The sequence below is a fragment of the Zavarzinia marina genome (assembly GCF_021568905.1).
Lineage (GTDB): Bacteria > Pseudomonadota > Alphaproteobacteria > Zavarziniales > Zavarziniaceae > Zavarzinia > Zavarzinia marina.
On record NZ_JAKGSB010000001.1, the window covers coordinates 982,238 to 997,919 of the forward strand.

A 15,682-nucleotide genomic window follows, 5' to 3' on the forward strand; every position below is an offset into this window, starting at 1 on the left:
CAGGCCGACGTCCTGTATAGGGTGGGGCATCATGACCGATAGCCCCATCCCCTCTCTCGTCCAGAGTCAGCCCGTCCATGTCGTCGGCGGCGGCCTTGCCGGTTCGGAAGCCGCCTGGCAGATCAGCCGCCGGGGCGTACCCGTGATCCTTCACGAGATGCGCCCGGTGCGCCAGACCGACGCCCATGCGACCGATGGCTTGGCCGAACTCGTCTGCTCCAATTCCTTCCGCTCGGACGATCCGGTCTCCAATGCCGTCGGCCTGCTGCACGAGGAGATGCGCCGCGCCGGCAGCCTGATCATGCGCGCCGCCGATGCCCATCGGGTGCCGGCCGGCGGGGCGCTGGCGGTCGATCGCGACGGTTTCTCGGCCTCGGTCCAGGCCGACCTGCTGGCCAATCCCCTGGTCACCCTGGTGCGGGAGGAAGTGCCGGATCTGCCGCCGGCCGATTGGACAAACGTGGTGATCGCCACCGGCCCCCTCACCTCGCCCGGTCTGGCGGAGGCGATCCGCGCCTTCACGGGCGAGGAATCGCTGTCGTTCTTCGATGCGATCGCCCCGATCGTCCACAAGGATTCGATCGACATGTCGCGCGCCTGGTTCCAGTCGCGCTACGACAAGGGCGACGGCGCCGACTACATCAATTGCGCCCTTTCGCGTGAGCAATATTACGCCTTCATCGACGCCCTGCTGGCGGGCGACAAGACCGACTTCAAGGATTGGGAGAAGGACACTCCCTATTTCGAGGGCTGCCTGCCGATCGAGGTGATGGCGGAACGCGGGCCCGACACCCTGGCCTTCGGCCCGATGAAGCCCGTCGGCCTGACCGATCCCCACACCAACAGCCGTCCCTTCGCCGTCGTCCAGCTGCGCCAGGACAATGCGCTGGGCACGCTCTACAACATGGTCGGCTTCCAGACCAAGCTGAAGTACGGCGAGCAGACGCGGATCTTCCGCACCATCCCGGGGCTGGAAAATGCCTCCTTCGCCCGTCTGGGCGGGCTGCACAGGAACACCTTCATCAACAGCCCGCGCCTGCTGGACGGCTCGCTCCGTCTCAAGCAGCGCCCGTCGCTTCGTTTCGCCGGTCAGGTGACGGGGGTCGAGGGCTATGTCGAAAGCGCCGCCATGGGCCTGATCGCCGGGCGTTTCGCCGCCAGCGACGCGCTGGGCGAGGCGCTGTCGCCGCCGCCGGCGACGACCGCCCTGGGCGCCCTCCTGAACCATGTGACCGGCGGCGCCGACGAGAAGACGTTCCAGCCCATGAACGTCAACTTCGGCCTGTTCCCGCCCCTCGAGACCCGGAAGCGCAAGGGCGACCGCAGGGCCGCGCAATCGGCCCGCGCCCTTGGCGATCTCGATCTCTGGCTGGGCCGGCGGGACGCGCTCGCGGTCTGATCCGGGCCGTTGCCGGCCGGGCGCTTTCGGGCCAAGGTGGGCCGCTCACAAGATCAGGGGGAAACCATGAGCGAGGGTCTCTACACCATTCCCGTGAAGCGGATCGACGGCAGCGAGGGTGATCTTTCGCCCTTTGCCGGCAAGGTCCTGCTGATCGTCAATACCGCGTCGAAATGCGGCCTGACCCCGCAGTACGAGGGGCTGGAGGCGCTCTACAAGGCGAAACAGGCGCAGGGCCTCGAAATCCTGGGCTTTCCCGCCAACAACTTCATGGGCCAGGAGCCGGGCACGGACGCGGAAATTCAGTCCTTCTGCACCCTGACCTATGACGTCCATTTCCCGCTGTTCTCCAAGATCTCGGTGCTGGGCGACGACCGTCACCCGCTCTACGACCTGCTGACCGGTGAAAAGCCGAGCGCGGAAGGCGACGGCCCGTTCCGCGAGAAGCTGAAGGGCTATGGCATCACCCGCGACGATCCGAGCGACGTGCTCTGGAACTTCGAGAAATTCCTGGTCGGGCGCGACGGCAAGGTGGCGGCCCGTTTCGCCCCCGACATCGCGGCGGACGATCCCCGCCTGATCGCGGCGATCGAGGCGGAACTGGCGAAGGCCGCCTGAGACTATTTGCTCGGCAGTTCGGCGACGAAGGCAAGCGCGGCGTCGAGAAGGCGCGCCCTCAGATCGTCGCCGCCGAAGGCATCGGGCCCGGCGACGATCCAGCCCGCCATGGGCCGGTCGCCGCCGGCCCGCATGACCTCGATGCCCGGCAGGGCGAGCGCCCACGCGTCCCGCCCCTTGCCGAGACGCACCATCATCCCCGTATCCCGCGCCCCGCACAGCAGATTGCCGCGCAGCAGCCACGCCATCCCACCGAACATGGGCTTGACGACGAGGCCGGGACGGTCGCCCAGGTGATCGGCGATCAGGGCTTCGAGGCCGGCGTCGCGTGCCATCGCCCGGCGCCTATTTGCCGATCAGCGCCCGCCATTTGCGGACGTTGGCATTGTGGTCGTCCAGGGTCACGGCGAAGGCGTGCCCGCCCGTGCCGTCGGCGACGAAGAACAATTCCTTGGTCTTCAGCGGATTGACCGCGGCACGCAGCGAGCTCCGCCCGGGGCTGGAGATCGGCCCCGGCGGCAGACCCGCGTTGGTATAGGTGTTGTAGTCCGTCGGGGTGCGGAGTTCGGTCCGCGTCAGGCCGCGACCCAGCGCGCCCTTGCCCTTGGTGATGCCATAGATCACGGTCGGATCGGACTGCAGCTTCATGCCCTTGCGCAGCCGGTTGACGAAGACGCCCGCGATGCGCCGGCGCTCGCTGTCCTTGGCGGTTTCCTTCTCGATGATGGAGGCGAGCACCAGCGCCTCTTCCGGGGTCGAGAACGGCAGGTCGTCCACCCGCGCCTCCCAGGCGGCGGCCAGTTCCGCGACCATGGCGCGGCGCATGCGGTCGATCATGGCCGAGCGATTCTCGCCGCGCGTGAAATTATAGGTTTCAGGCAGCAACGTGCCTTCGGGCGGCATGGGCGGCAGGCTGCCGGAAAGCGCCGGCGTTTCCGCCACCAGGTCCATGATCTGGGCGACGGTCAGCCCCTCGGGCACGGTCAGGCGATGGACGACCACCTTGCCGTCGCGCAGCAGGCGCACCGTGGCGAGCGCGCTGGCGCCCGGCGGAATCTCGTATTCCCCGGCCAGGAGCGGGCGTTCATCGCCCGGCGCGAGGCTGGCGGCGACGATCCAATAGCGCGAGCGGACGGCGCCCGCCTCTTCGAGGACGGCGCCGATCCCTTCGACACCCGTTCCGGGCTCGATGATCACGGTGACCGGCTCGATGCCCGGCCCGGCCCGCTGAATCTCGAAATAGGCGTAGAGGATCCCGGCGCCGGCCAGGAAAATTAAGGTAAACAGACTGAGGAGGAGCGCGCGCAGCATGTTACTGCCCGCGCTCCGGGTCTCAGTCGGCCTGGGCCAGGATCAGCGACGCGTTGGTACCGCCGAACCCGAAGGAATTCGACAGCACGGCGCGGATTTCCCGACGCTTCGGCGTATGCGGCACCAGGTCGATGCCGGAGACGTTGTCGGACGGGTTGTCCAGGTTCAGGGTCGCGGGGGCGACCTGGTCGCGCATCGCGAGCGCGCAGAAGATCGCCTCGACCGAGCCGGCGGCGCCGAGCAGATGGCCGATGGACGATTTCGTCGACGACATGGAGACCGAAGCCGCCGCATTGCCGAACATGCGCTTCACCGCGCCGAATTCGATCTCGTCACCCGCCGGCGTCGAGGTGCCGTGAGCGTTGACGTAATCGATGTCGGACGGCTGCATGCCGGCGCGCTTGAAGGCGGCCTGCATGGCGCGATACCCGCCGTCGCCGTCTTCCGACGGCGAGGTGATGTGATAGGCGTCGCCCGACAGGCCGTAACCCTTCACTTCGCCATAGATCGTGGCGCCGCGGGCCTTGGCGTGCTCGTATTCCTCGAGGACGACGATGCCGGCCCCCTCGCCCATGACGAAACCGTCACGGTCGCGGTCCCAAGGACGGGACGCCTTGTGCGGCTCGTCCGTGAAGCCCGACGACAGCGCGCGCGCCGCCGCGAAACCGGCGATGCCGAGCCGGCCGAGCGCCGCCTCGGTGCCGCCCGCGACCATCACGTCGGCATCGTCGAGCGCGATCAGGCGCGCGGCGTCGCCGATGGCGTGGGCACCGGTCGAACAGGCGGTGACGACCGAATGGTTCGGGCCCTTGAAGCCGTAGCGGATCGAGACCTGGCCGGAGGCCAGATTGATCAGACGGCCCGGGATGAAGAACGGGCTGATGCGCCGCGGCCCCTTCTCGGCGAGAAGGATCGAGGCGTCGTAGATACCGTTCAGGCCGCCGATACCGGACCCGATGAGCACGCCGGTACGCAGCGCCTCCTCGGCCGACGGGCTTTCCCAACCGGCGTCCTTGATCGCCTGGACCGAGGCGGCCATGGCATAGACGATGAAATCGTCGACCTTGCGCTGTTCCTTCGGCTCCATCCACTGGTCGGGATTGAAGGTGCCGTCGGAACCGTCGCCGCGCGGGACATTGGCGGCATATTTGGTCGACAGGTCGGACACGTCGAAGGACGTGATGGGCCGGATTCCCGACTGGCCGTCGAGAAGACGCGACCACGTCTCCTCGACCCCGCAGGCAAGCGGGGTGACCAGGCCGAGACCGGTGATGACGACGCGCCTCATCGGAATATTGCGCGCTGGCTTAGGGGATACGTCGCCCGGATCAGGCGACGTTCTCCTTGATGAAATCGATCGCGTCCTTGACGGTCAGGATCTTTTCAGCGGCCGAGTCGGGGATTTCCACGCCGAACTCTTCCTCGAAAGCCATGACCAGCTCGACCTGATCGAGCGAGTCGGCGCCCAGATCGTCGATGAAGGAAGCGGTCTCGACCACCTTCTCCTCTTCGACACCGAGGTGCTCGACGACGATCTTCTTAACGCGCTCGGCAATGTCGCTCATTCCATTTCCCCTGCTCTATACGCGGCGCCTTGACGCCAGTCTGATGATGCCCCGAAGCAGCTGGCTTCACGATGCCGCCAACCGTAGGTGAATGCGGTCATAATACCGCTAACGGCACGCGTCCGATCGGCAACCGACGGCTGGCTTCGTATCATAATCACACGACCTTTGCCAGCGCCGCCGCCGTGGCGGAAATCCGCGCCTTTCGCCGTCAGATCATGGCCATGCCGCCATTGACGTGGAGGGTCTGGCCGGTGATGTAGCCGGCCTCGCCCGACGCGAGGAAGGCGACCGCCGCCGCGACGTCCTCGGCCTTGCCGAATCGATTGGCCGGGATCTTCGCCAGCGTCGCTTCCTTGATCTTGTCGTTGAGCACGTCGGTCATGGCGGTCTGGATGAATCCGGGCGCCACGCAGTTCACGGTCACGTTGCGCGTCGCGATTTCCTGCGCCAGCGACTTGCTCATGCCGACGAGCGCCGCCTTCGAAGCGGCGTAATTGGCCTGGCCGGCATTGCCCATGGTGCCGACCACCGAGGTGATGGTCACGACGCGGCCGTAGCGCCGGCGCATCATGCCCTTGGTGATCGCCCGGGTCAGGCGGAAGGTGCCGTTCAGATTGACCGAGATCACCTCTTCCCACATTTCGTCGGAAAGGCGCATGAACAGCATGTCGCGGGTCAGGCCGGCGTTGTTCACCAGGATGTCGACCGCGCCGAGCGCCGCCTCGGCCGTCTCGGCCAGCGCCTCGACCTGCGCGGAATCGGACAGTTCGCCCGGCACCACATGGACCCGCTCGCCGCCCAGTTCGGCCGCCAGCGCCTCGAGCGCCGCGACCTTGCGGCCCGAGAGCGCGACCGTCGCGCCATTGCCGTGCAGCGCCTTGGCGATGGCCGCCCCGATACCGCCGGATGCGCCGGTGACCAGCGCCCCCTTGCCCGTCAGGTCGAACATGTTCGTCCCCTTCAATATGTCGTCTGGCACTATGTCGTCCGGCCGTCAGAGAGTCTTGAGGAAGGCTTCGATGTCGGCGGGCGCGTTGATCGTCGCCGACGTCAGTTCCTTGTCGATCCGCTTCACGGTGCCCGTCAGCACCCGCCCGGCGCCGATCTCGACCAGCAGTTCGACACCTTCCGTCTTCAGGCGGAGCACGGATTCGCGCCAGCGCACCACACCGGTCACCTGGGTCACCAGAAGGGCCCGAATCGTCTCCGGATCGGTGACCGGCGCGGCGGTCACATTGGCGATCACCGGCACGGCGGGCGGCAGGATCGCGATCCCGGCCAGCACATCCTTCATGACGTCGGCCGCCGGCTGCATCAGGGGGCAGTGGAAGGGCGCGCTGACGGCCAGCGGCAGGGCGCGCTTGGCACCGCGCTCCAGGGCCAGCGCCGACGCCCGTTCGACCGCGCCCTTGTGGCCCGAGATCACCACCTGGCCGCCGCCGTTGTCGTTGGCCGCCGTCACCTGCTCGTCGGGGCGCGAAGCGTCGGCCGCCACCGCCTCGGCGAAATCGAGCTCGACACCGATCAGCGCCGCCATGGCGCCGACACCGACCGGCACGGCCGCCTGCATGGCGAGGCCGCGGGCCCGCAGCACGCGCGCCGCGTCCCCGGCGGTAATGGCGCCGACGGCGGCGAGCGCCGAATATTCGCCGAGGCTGTGGCCGGCGACGAAATCGGCCATATCGGCGATCTTGCGGCCGGATTCGGCTTCGAGCGCGCGGGCCGCTGCCAGGCTGACCGCCATCAGGGCCGGCTGGGTGTTCTGGGTCAGGGTCAGGTCTTCCGCCGATCCCTCGAAGATCATGGCGGACAGTTTCTCGCCCAGCGCGTCGTCGACTTCCTCGAAGGCCTGGCGTGCGACCGGAAAGGCGTCGCGAAGCTCGCGGCCCATGCCGACGCTCTGCGAACCCTGCCCCGGAAAGATGAAGGCGCGACGCATGAGGGAATACCTGTATCCGTTGTCTATTGGGCGGGGTGTTTGCCCGTCATGACCGGCGCTGTCAAGAAACCATGCGGCGGCCGGGCGTCAGTATCGCCTCCATCGGCGCCTCGACACACCTGTATTCCGGCCGGAAAGCCGGATCAATCGGCGAAAAATCTCGAACCGCCGCGACGGGCGCGAAGCGCGCCGGCGCGACGGCGCGGGCGTTCCCACGGGACCATTGCCCCGAGGCGGCAAATGTGTATAGTGCCGCGCTTCCAACGCTCCTTGCCGGCATGGTGCCGGCTAGGCCCGTTCCGTCGCACGGGATGTTCCCGGGACGCCGGGCCGCTAAAAGCCATAAGGAGAAGCGTGGCATGGCACTCTACGAGCATATTCTGATTGCTCGCCAGGACGTTTCGAACGCTCAGGTCGAAACCCTGGTCGAGGAATATACGACGATCCTCACCGACAACGGTGGTTCGGTCCTGAAGACCGAATATTGGGGTCTGCGCAATCTCGCCTACCGCATCCAGAAGAACCGCAAGGGCCATTATGTGCTGATGCACATCGATGCCCCCCACGCGGCGGTGGCCGAGATGGAGCGCAACCAGCGTCTCAGCGAGGACGTGATCCGCACCCTGACCCTGCGCATGGACGAGCTGCCGGAAGGCCCGTCGATCATGATGCAGGTGAAGGCCGCCCGCGAGGAGCGGGCCCGCCGCGAGGGCGGCGACAATCGCCGCCGCGATCGTGACGGCTATGGCGAACGCGAGGAATTCGGAGGTGCAGCATGAGCGAGCGTAGCGCCGGCGGCGCGGCCCGCCGCCCCTTCTTCCGCCGTCGGAAGTCCTGCCCGTTCTCGGGCCCGAACGCGCCGAAGATCGATTACATGGACGTCAAGCTGCTGCAGCGCTTCATCTCGGAGCGCGGCAAGATCGTCCCGTCGCGCATCACGGCGGTTTCCGCCAAGAAGCAGCGTGAGCTGGCCCAGGCGATCAAGCGCGCCCGTCACCTCGCCCTGCTGCCCTACATCGTGAAGTAAGGAGGCGCCATCATGGAAATCGTCCTCCTGCAGCGGATCGAGAAGCTGGGCCAGATGGGCGACGTCGTCCGCGTCCGCGACGGCTACGCCCGCAATTTCCTGCTGCCGCAGAAGAAGGCGCTGCGCGCCACCAAGGAGAACCTTGCGCGTTTCGAGCGTGACCGCGTTCACCTCGAGGCCCGCAACCTGGAGCTCCGCAAGGAAGCCGAAGCCGTGGCCGAGAAGATGGACGGCCTGTCCATCGTCATGGTCCGTCAGGCCGGCGACACCGGTCAGCTCTACGGCTCGGTCAGCAACCGCGACGTCGCCCTCGCCATCGTCGAGGCCGGCTTCGAGGTCGACCGCCGCCAGGTCCAGCTGGGCCAGCCGATCAAGGTCCTGGGCGTGACCCCGGTCCGCGTCACCCTGCACCCCGAGGTCGCGGTGACGGTGAACATCAACGTCGCCCGTTCGGCCGCCGACGCCGAGCTCCAGGCCTCGACCGGCGAAGCCGTCTTCGAGAACGAGGACGAGGCCATCGTCAACGACGAGGACCTGCTGCCGGCCGCGGAAGAGGAAGACGCGCTCTGATCTGACCCGATCGGAGCCGAACGAACGGCCCGGCGCGGGAAACCGCGCCGGGCTTTTTTTGCCCGCAGCCCATTTTGCCGGGCGCGCATTCGGCGCTACCATGACGGAAAGCCATGCGGGCGCCTGAATCGGAGCTACGCAAGACCACATATTGCATATGCTTAACGCATCACTTTAAATCGGTTCCAGACAGGCCCGGCGCGCGGCCGCCGTCAGGTACGGACGACGCCGAAGTCTGATGCCCTGGAAACCAGGCGCCCTAGTCAAGCAGGGGGTTTGTGATGATGCTCGATGCCTTGCTCAAGAAGGTCATCCGCATTGGTCGGCTGACCGTCATCGGCCCGGACGGCGTTTCCCGGACCTATGGCACGGACGACGGCAGCGGCCGCTGTCCCGCGATCAGGATCCACGACAAGCGCGTGTTGCTGCGGGCCGCGATCGACCCCAGCCTCGGCTTCGCCGAAGCCTATATGAACGGCACCGTCACCGTCGAGGACGGCGACATCTACGACGTCTGCATGATCGTCGTGCATAATTTCGAGAAGGTCGGCCTTTCCGGCCTCGCCAAGGTGAAATCGATCCTGCGGCGCCTGCTTCGGCCGCTCGAGCAGTTGAACCTGGCGAGCGCCGCGCGCCGGAACGTCGCCCATCACTACGATCTCTCGGGCGCGCTCTATGACCTCTTCCTCGATGCCGACCGGCAATATTCCTGCGCCTATTTCGCCCGCCCCGACATGACCCTCGAAGAGGCGCAGGCGGCCAAGAAGGCGCATATCGCCCACAAGCTGCGCCTCGAGCCCGGCATGCGGGTGCTCGACATCGGCTCCGGCTGGGGCGGCCTCGCGCTGACGCTGGCCAAGGATTACGGCGTCGACGTCATGGGTATCACCCTGTCGACCGAACAATTGACCCTGGCCCGCCAGCGCGCCGAGAAGGCCGGCCTCGCCGACCGGGTGAAGTTCGAGATGCGCGACTACCGCCATGTCGCCGAGAGCTTCGACCGGGTCGTTTCCGTCGGCATGTTCGAGCATGTGGGGGTCGGATTCTACGACACTTATTTCAACAAGCTGCGCGATCTGCTGCGGCCCGACGGCGTCGCCATGATCCATACCATCGGCCGCACCGGCACGCCGGGCCCGACCAACAGCTTCATCGCCAAATACATCTTCCCGGGCGGCTATACCCCTTCCCTCTCCGAGGTCATGGCGTCGGTCGAACGGTCGGGCCTGATCGGCTGCGACGTCGAGATCCTGCGCCTGCACTATGCCGAGACCCTGAAGGAATGGCGCCGCCGCTTCCTGGCCAATCGGGACAAGGCCGAAGCACTCTACGACGCCCGATTCTGCCGGATGTGGGATCTCTATCTCGCGTCCTGCGAGGCCTCGTTCCGGGTCGGCGGCCAGGTGGTGTTCCAGCTTCAGCTCGGCCATCACGTCGGCTGCCTGCCGATCACCCGGGACTACCTGTACAAGGGCCCGGTCGAGACCGAACAACCGATGGCGGCGCAATAGCCCCGCTGCTGTCCCCGTCGCGAACAGGCATCCCCGACGTTCACAGGCTGTGGACGAAAAATCTGGGGATCGTCCTGAAGCGCCCCCAACTTCCCCTCGTCTCGCGGCGCCGAGGGGCTAGACTGCCGCGATGGACAATGCTCAAGCCTTCTCTCCCCCGGGCCTGCCCGACGGCACCCCGGGCGAGGACATCCGTTACCGCACGCCGCCCCACAACATCGAGGCGGAACAGGCGCTGCTCGGTGCCATCCTCGTCAACAACGAGGCGATCTCGCGGGTGACGGAATTCCTGATGGCGGAACATTTCTTCGAGCCGCTGCACCAGCGAATCTACGCCCATGCCCTGAAGCTGATCGAGCGCCAGCAGATCGCCAATCCGGTCACCCTGCGCCCCTTCTTCGAGCAGGACCCGGCCATGATCGAGATCGGCGGCCCCGGCTATCTGGCGCGCCTCGCCGCCAATGCGGTCACCATCATCAACGCCAACGAATACGGCCGCGCCCTCTACGACCTCGCGCTCAAGCGCGAATTGATCCAGGTCGGCGAGGAGATCGTGAACACCGCCTATGAGGCGGATATCGACAACAGCGCCGACGAACAGATCCAGGCCGCCGAGGGCCGGCTCTTCAATCTGGCGGAAGCCGGCAGCCGCGAAGGCGGCCTGATGCCCTTCAAGCACGGCCTGACCGAGGCGATCCGCGCCGCCGAACGCGCCTTCAAGTCGGACGGCAAGCTGACCGGCGTCACCACCGGCCTCGTCGATCTCGACCAGAAGCTCGGCGGGCTGCACCGCTCCGACCTGCTGATTCTCGCCGGCCGGCCCTCCATGGGCAAGACCGCGCTCGCGACCAACATCGCCTTCAACGCCGCCCGCGCCGCCCGCTTCGAACAGGACGCCCAGGGCCGCACGGTCGCAAGCGAGGGCGCGGTGGTCGCCTTCTTCAGTCTCGAAATGTCGTCGGAACAGCTCGCCATGCGCATGCTGTCGGAACAGTCGCGCATCGTCTCCGAGAAGATCCGCCGCGGCCTGATGAACACCGACGAGTTCCACCAGCTCGTCGCCGCCGCGCAGGAGGTGGAGCGCCTGCCGCTCTATATCGACGATACGCCGGGCATCACCATCTCGGCGCTGCGCACGCGCTGCCGCCGCCTCAAGCGCCAGTCCGGCCTCGGCCTCGTCATCGTCGACTATCTCCAGCTCGTCAATCCGTCGGGCAAGACGCGGACGGACAACCGCGTGGGCGAACTGTCGGAGATCACGCGCGGCCTGAAGATGCTAGCCAAGGAACTGGACGTGCCCGTGGTCGCGCTGTCCCAGCTCTCGCGCCAGGTCGAGAACCGCGAGGACAAGCGGCCGCAGCTCGCCGATCTTCGCGAATCGGGCACCATCGAGCAGGACGCGGACGTCGTGATGTTCGTGTTCCGCGAGGAATATTACCTCCTGCGCCGCGAACCGCGTACGGGCACCCCCGAGCACGCCGCATGGCAGGACGAGATGGAAAAGGTGCATAATCTGGCCGAGGTGATCATCGGCAAGCAGCGCCACGGTTCCATCGGCACCGTCCGGCTGCGCTTCGATCCGTCCCTCACCCTGTTCCAGAATCTGGCGCGTGAGGATTACCTGCCCGATGTCGACGCCTATTGAGTCCGTTGCTCCGACCGAATCGCCCAGCCTCGAATCCGCCCGCGTCGAGGGGCCCATCGGCGCCACCACCCGCCTGACCGTCGATCTCGGCGCCATCGCCGAGAACTGGCGCCGTCTCGCCGCCCTGGCAACGCCCGCCGTCACCGGCGCCGCCGTCAAGGGCGACGCCTATGGTCTCGGCGCCGCCCGCGTCGCGCCCGCGCTTCACGCCGCCGGCTGCCGCCATTTCTTCGTCGCCCATCTGGGCGAGGCACTGACGCTGCGTCCCCTGTTGCCCGTCGCCAGCGAAGTCCTCGTCCTGCACGGCATTCCCGCCGGCACCGCACGGGAATTCGTCGCCCATGGCGTCACGCCGGTGCTGAACAGCCTGGGCGACATCGAGGCCTGGCACGGCGCCGCGCGCCACGCCGGGCGTCGCCTGGCGGCCATGCTCCATGTCGACACCGGCATGTGCCGGACCGGGCTTTCGGCGGCCGAGGTCGCGACGCTGGCGGCGGAGCCCGAGCGGCTGGACGGGATCGCGCTTTCCGTCGTCATGAGCCACCTGTCCTGCGCCGACGACCGCGACAATCCGATGACGGCGCGCCAGCGCGCGCGCCTGATCGAGATCGCGGCCCGCATCGGCCACCGGGGCCGCCTCGCGCTCGCCAATTCGGCGGGGGTGATGTGGGGTCCCGACTATCATTTCGACATGGTCCGGCCCGGCATCGCGCTCTATGGCGGCAATCCGATTCCCGCCGACCCCAGCCCCGTCGTCCCCGTGGTGCGGCTGGAGGCCGGTATCCTGCAACGGCGCGAGATTGACCGGCCGGAGGCCGTTGGCTACGGTGCCGTCCACAAGGTGGAGCGGCCGACCCGTGTGGCGACGGTGGCGGTCGGCTATGCCGACGGCTATCTGCGCGCGGCGGGCAATCGGGGACAGGCCCTGATCGCGGGGCGGGAGGTCGCCATCCTGGGGCGGATTTCCATGGATCTGATGACCATCGACGTGACCGACGTGCCGGAGCACCTGTGCCGTCCCGGCATGCCGATCACCCTGATCGGCGACGGGCTGACCATCGACCGGGTGGCCGCCGCCATGGATACCGTCTCCTACGAATTGCTCACCCGCCTCGGCCGGCGTTTCGCCCGCCAATATCTCGGTGGTGCCTGATGTATAATCCTCTGGCGCTGGTGGGACGCGCCACGCTTTCCTTCTTCGCGTCGGCGGGACGCCTCGCGATCTTCGCCGGCAACGGCGTGCAGCATGTCGTGCGCCCGCCTTTCTATCCCAGCCTGATCGGCCGGCAGATGATCGCCATCGGCTATTTCTCCCTGCCGGTGGTGGGCCTGACCGCCCTCTTCACCGGCATGGTGCTGGCGCTGCAGATCTATATCGGCTCGTCGCGCTTCAACGCCGAAAGCGCGGTCGCGACCATCGTCGTCATCGGCATCACCCGCGAACTCGGCCCGGTGCTGACCGGGCTGATGGTGGCGGGCCGGGTTTCCGCCGCCATGGCCGCCGAACTCGGCACCATGCGGGTGACCGAACAGATCGACGCCCTGACCACGCTCTCCACCAATCCGTTCAAATATCTGGTGGCGCCGCGCCTGATCGCCGCCACCCTGACCCTGCCGGTCCTGGTGCTGATCGCCGACATCATCGGCGTCATGGGCGGCTATCTGGTCGGCACCGCCAAGCTCGGCTTCAACTACGGCAGCTATCTGAAGTCGACCGTCGACTTCCTGGAGCCGATGGACGTCATCTCCGGTCTCGTCAAGGCGGCGGCCTTCGGCTTCCTGCTGGCCCTGATGGGCTGCTACAACGGCTATTACAGCAAGGGCGGGGCCCAGGGCGTGGGCGCCGCGACCACCAATGCCGTGGTCTCCGCCTCGGTGCTGATCCTCGCCGCCAATTACCTGATCACCGAGATGTTCTTCGCGTCATGACCGTGCCGAAGCTGAAACTCCAGGGCGTCGCCAAGCATTTCGGCCACAAGGTCGTGCTGGACGGCATCGACCTGACCGTGGGCCGGGGTGAATCCCTGGTCGTCATCGGCGGCTCGGGCACCGGCAAGTCGGTGATGCTGAAATGCGTGCTGGGCCTGATACGCCCCGACAGCGGCACGATCGAGGTCGACGGCGAGAATGTCGTCGGCCGGCGCGGTTCGGCGCGCGATGCCTATCTGGCGAAATTCGGCATGCTGTTCCAGGGGGGCGCCCTCTTCGACAGCCTGAAGGTCTGGCAGAACGTAGCCTTCGGCCTGATCCAGGGCCGCGGCATGAAGCGGGCCGAGGCAAAGGAGATCGCGATCGAGAAGCTGGGCCGAGTCGGGCTCAAGGCCGATGTCGGCGAACTCTTCCCCGCCGAGCTTTCGGGCGGTATGCAGAAGCGCGTGGCGCTGGCCCGCGCCATCGCCACCGAACCGGAGATCATCTTCTTCGACGAGCCGACCACCGGTCTCGATCCGATCATGGCCGACGTCATCAACGACCTGATCGTCGAATGCGTGCGCGACCTGGGCGCCAGCACCCTGACCATCACCCACGACATGGCCTCCGCCCGCAAGATCGCCGACAAGGTGGCGATGATCTACAAGGGCCGCATCATCTGGTCCGGCACGCGGGACGAGGTCGATGCCGCAGACAATCCCTATGTCGACCAGTTCATCCATGGCAGGGCCGAGGGGCCGATCACCATGGACGTGCTGAAACCCTGATGGCGCGCGGGCCGGAATCCTGGGTCTGCCAATCCTGCGGCGCCGTCGCGCGCAAATGGTCGGGGCGCTGCGAAGCCTGCGGCGGCTGGAACACCATGGTCGAGGAAGCCGCGGCGCCCGCCCTGCCCGGCGGCCTGACCCAGAAGAGCCGGCGCAAGAGCCAGGCCCCCGCCTTCACCGATTTGCGCGGCGCCGACGCACCGCCGCCCCGCCTGCCCAGCGGCATCGAGGAATTCGACCGCGTCGCCGGTGGCGGCCTTGTGCCGGGCTCCGCCCTGCTGGTGGGCGGCGATCCGGGCATCGGCAAATCGACGATCCTTTTGCAGGTGATGGCCGGCCTCGCCAATGCCGGGCGTTCCGTCGCCTATGTCTCGGGCGAGGAGGCGGTGGATCAGGTCCGGCTGCGCGCCGGGCGCCTCGGCCTCGGTGCCGCCCCCGTGAAGCTCTTGGCCGAAACCAGCCTCGCCGACGTGCTGGCGGCGATCGACGCCGCCGGCAGGGTCGACGTGGTGGTGATCGATTCGATCCAGACCATGTTCGCCGACAATATCGAATCGGCCCCCGGCACGGTCTCCCAGGTCCGCGCCGTCGCGGGCGAACTGGTGCGCCACGCCAAGCGCAAGGGCGTGACCATGATCCTGGTCGGCCATGTCACCAAGGAAGGCCAGATCGCCGGCCCCCGGGTGGTCGAGCACATGGTCGACACCGTGCTCTATTTCGAGGGCGAACGCAGCCATCAGTTCCGCATCCTGCGCGCGGTCAAGAATCGCTTCGGCGCGACCGACGAGATCGGCGTCTTCGAGATGACCGACCGGGGTCTTGCCGAAGTGCCGAATCCTTCCGCCATCTTCCTCGGCGAGCGCCAGGAGGATGTCTCGGGCACCGTCGTCTTCGCCGGGATCGAGGGCACCCGGCCCCTTCTGGTCGAGATCCAGGCGCTGGTCGCGCCGAGTTCGCTGGGTACGCCGCGCCGTGCCGTGATCGGCTGGGATTCGGGGCGGCTCGCCATGGTGATGGCGGTCCTCGAGGCGCGCTGCGGCGTCGCCTTCGGGCCACGGGACGTCTATCTGAACGTCGCCGGGGGCCTGCGCATCGCCGAGCCGGGGGCCGATCTTGCAGTCGCTGCGGCCCTGGTATCCGCCATGGCCGATGTTGCATTGCCGCGAAACATGGTAGTCTTCGGGGAGATCGGCTTGACGGGCGAAGTGAGGCCCGTGGCCCAGAGCGAGGCCCGCCTGAAGGAGGCCGCCAAACTGGGGTTCGATCAGGCGCTTGTCCCGGCCGGCGGGGCAAAACGCAGCCCATCAACCGGCGTTAAGGATATCTCCCGGCTTGCGGACATGGTCCATCGCCTTGTAGGAGATGGATAGGGAACCGATATGGAACACCCTCCCC

General features: G+C 67.2%; 17 protein-coding genes. 11 read left to right on the forward strand and 6 right to left on the reverse strand.

Annotation, left to right across the window (positions count from 1 at the left end; translation table 11 throughout):
* Positions 1-31: 31 nt before the first annotated feature.
* On the forward strand, positions 32-1,399 hold the full coding sequence (gene trmFO / locus L2U69_RS04690; RefSeq protein ID WP_236105391.1) for a methylenetetrahydrofolate--tRNA-(uracil(54)-C(5))-methyltransferase (FADH(2)-oxidizing) TrmFO: 1,368 nt from the start codon (positions 32-34) through the stop codon (positions 1,397-1,399).
* A gap of 66 nt (positions 1,400-1,465) precedes the next feature.
* Positions 1,466-2,017: a glutathione peroxidase gene (locus L2U69_RS04695; protein ID WP_236105392.1), complete on the forward strand. Its 552-nt coding sequence runs from the start codon at positions 1,466-1,468 to the stop codon at positions 2,015-2,017.
* Between the two features lie 2 nt (positions 2,018-2,019).
* Here the strand turns inward: L2U69_RS04695 and L2U69_RS04700 are convergent, their stop codons facing one another.
* The 6 genes from L2U69_RS04700 to fabD form a co-directional block, all read right to left on the reverse strand.
* The gene (locus L2U69_RS04700) at positions 2,020-2,352 is read right to left on the reverse strand and encodes a TfoX/Sxy family protein (protein ID WP_236105393.1); all 333 of its coding nucleotides are present in this window, start codon (positions 2,350-2,352) and stop codon (positions 2,020-2,022) included.
* A gap of 10 nt (positions 2,353-2,362) precedes the next feature.
* Positions 2,363-3,328 carry an endolytic transglycosylase MltG gene (gene mltG / locus L2U69_RS04705; protein WP_236105394.1) on the reverse strand — a complete coding sequence of 322 codons (966 nt, stop codon included), beginning with the start codon at positions 3,326-3,328 and terminating at the stop codon, positions 2,363-2,365.
* Between the two features lie 22 nt (positions 3,329-3,350).
* A complete protein-coding gene (fabF, locus tag L2U69_RS04710; RefSeq protein WP_236105395.1) occupies positions 3,351-4,616 on the reverse strand; it encodes a beta-ketoacyl-ACP synthase II in 1,266 nt (421 codons plus the stop codon).
* Positions 4,617-4,656: 40 nt separating this feature from the next.
* The gene (locus L2U69_RS04715) at positions 4,657-4,893 is read right to left on the reverse strand and encodes an acyl carrier protein (RefSeq protein WP_236105396.1); all 237 of its coding nucleotides are present in this window, start codon (positions 4,891-4,893) and stop codon (positions 4,657-4,659) included.
* Between the two features lie 211 nt (positions 4,894-5,104).
* A complete protein-coding gene (gene fabG, locus L2U69_RS04720) occupies positions 5,105-5,845 on the reverse strand; it encodes a 3-oxoacyl-[acyl-carrier-protein] reductase (protein WP_236105397.1) in 741 nt (246 codons plus the stop codon).
* 45 nt (positions 5,846-5,890) lie between these two features.
* A complete protein-coding gene (gene fabD / locus L2U69_RS04725) occupies positions 5,891-6,835 on the reverse strand; it encodes an ACP S-malonyltransferase (protein WP_236105398.1) in 945 nt (314 codons plus the stop codon).
* A 359-nt stretch (positions 6,836-7,194) separates the two neighbouring features.
* On the opposite strand from fabD, the gene rpsF reads away from it, so the two are divergent.
* From rpsF to radA, 9 genes are all read left to right on the forward strand, one after another.
* Positions 7,195-7,614, forward strand: a complete 420-nt coding sequence (gene rpsF / locus L2U69_RS04730; protein ID WP_236105399.1) for a 30S ribosomal protein S6 — start codon at positions 7,195-7,197, stop codon at positions 7,612-7,614.
* Positions 7,611-7,862 (forward strand): 30S ribosomal protein S18, encoded by a 252-nt coding sequence (gene rpsR / locus L2U69_RS04735; protein WP_236105400.1) that lies wholly within the window; start codon positions 7,611-7,613, stop codon positions 7,860-7,862. Before rpsF ends, rpsR begins: the two co-directional genes overlap by 4 nt.
* 12 nt (positions 7,863-7,874) lie before the next feature.
* Positions 7,875-8,432, forward strand: coding sequence for a 50S ribosomal protein L9 (gene rplI, locus L2U69_RS04740; protein WP_329605364.1), 558 nt, complete (start codon positions 7,875-7,877; stop codon positions 8,430-8,432).
* A gap of 281 nt (positions 8,433-8,713) precedes the next feature.
* Positions 8,714-9,943, forward strand: a complete 1,230-nt coding sequence (locus tag L2U69_RS04745) for an SAM-dependent methyltransferase (protein WP_236105401.1) — start codon at positions 8,714-8,716, stop codon at positions 9,941-9,943.
* Positions 9,944-10,073: 130 nt separating this feature from the next.
* Positions 10,074-11,588: a replicative DNA helicase gene (locus tag L2U69_RS04750; protein ID WP_236105402.1), complete on the forward strand. Its 1,515-nt coding sequence runs from the start codon at positions 10,074-10,076 to the stop codon at positions 11,586-11,588.
* The gene (alr, locus tag L2U69_RS04755) at positions 11,572-12,741 is read left to right on the forward strand and encodes an alanine racemase (protein WP_236105403.1); all 1,170 of its coding nucleotides are present in this window, start codon (positions 11,572-11,574) and stop codon (positions 12,739-12,741) included. Before L2U69_RS04750 ends, alr begins: the two co-directional genes overlap by 17 nt.
* The gene (locus L2U69_RS04760) at positions 12,741-13,517 is read left to right on the forward strand and encodes an MlaE family ABC transporter permease (RefSeq protein WP_236105404.1); all 777 of its coding nucleotides are present in this window, start codon (positions 12,741-12,743) and stop codon (positions 13,515-13,517) included. Before alr ends, L2U69_RS04760 begins: the two co-directional genes overlap by 1 nt.
* On the forward strand, positions 13,514-14,287 hold the full coding sequence (locus L2U69_RS04765; protein ID WP_236105405.1) for an ABC transporter ATP-binding protein: 774 nt from the start codon (positions 13,514-13,516) through the stop codon (positions 14,285-14,287). Before L2U69_RS04760 ends, L2U69_RS04765 begins: the two co-directional genes overlap by 4 nt.
* Positions 14,287-15,657: a DNA repair protein RadA gene (gene radA, locus L2U69_RS04770; RefSeq protein ID WP_236105406.1), complete on the forward strand. Its 1,371-nt coding sequence runs from the start codon at positions 14,287-14,289 to the stop codon at positions 15,655-15,657. The genes L2U69_RS04765 and radA overlap by 1 nt, the downstream gene beginning before the upstream one ends.
* The last annotated feature ends 25 nt before the right edge of the window (positions 15,658-15,682 follow it).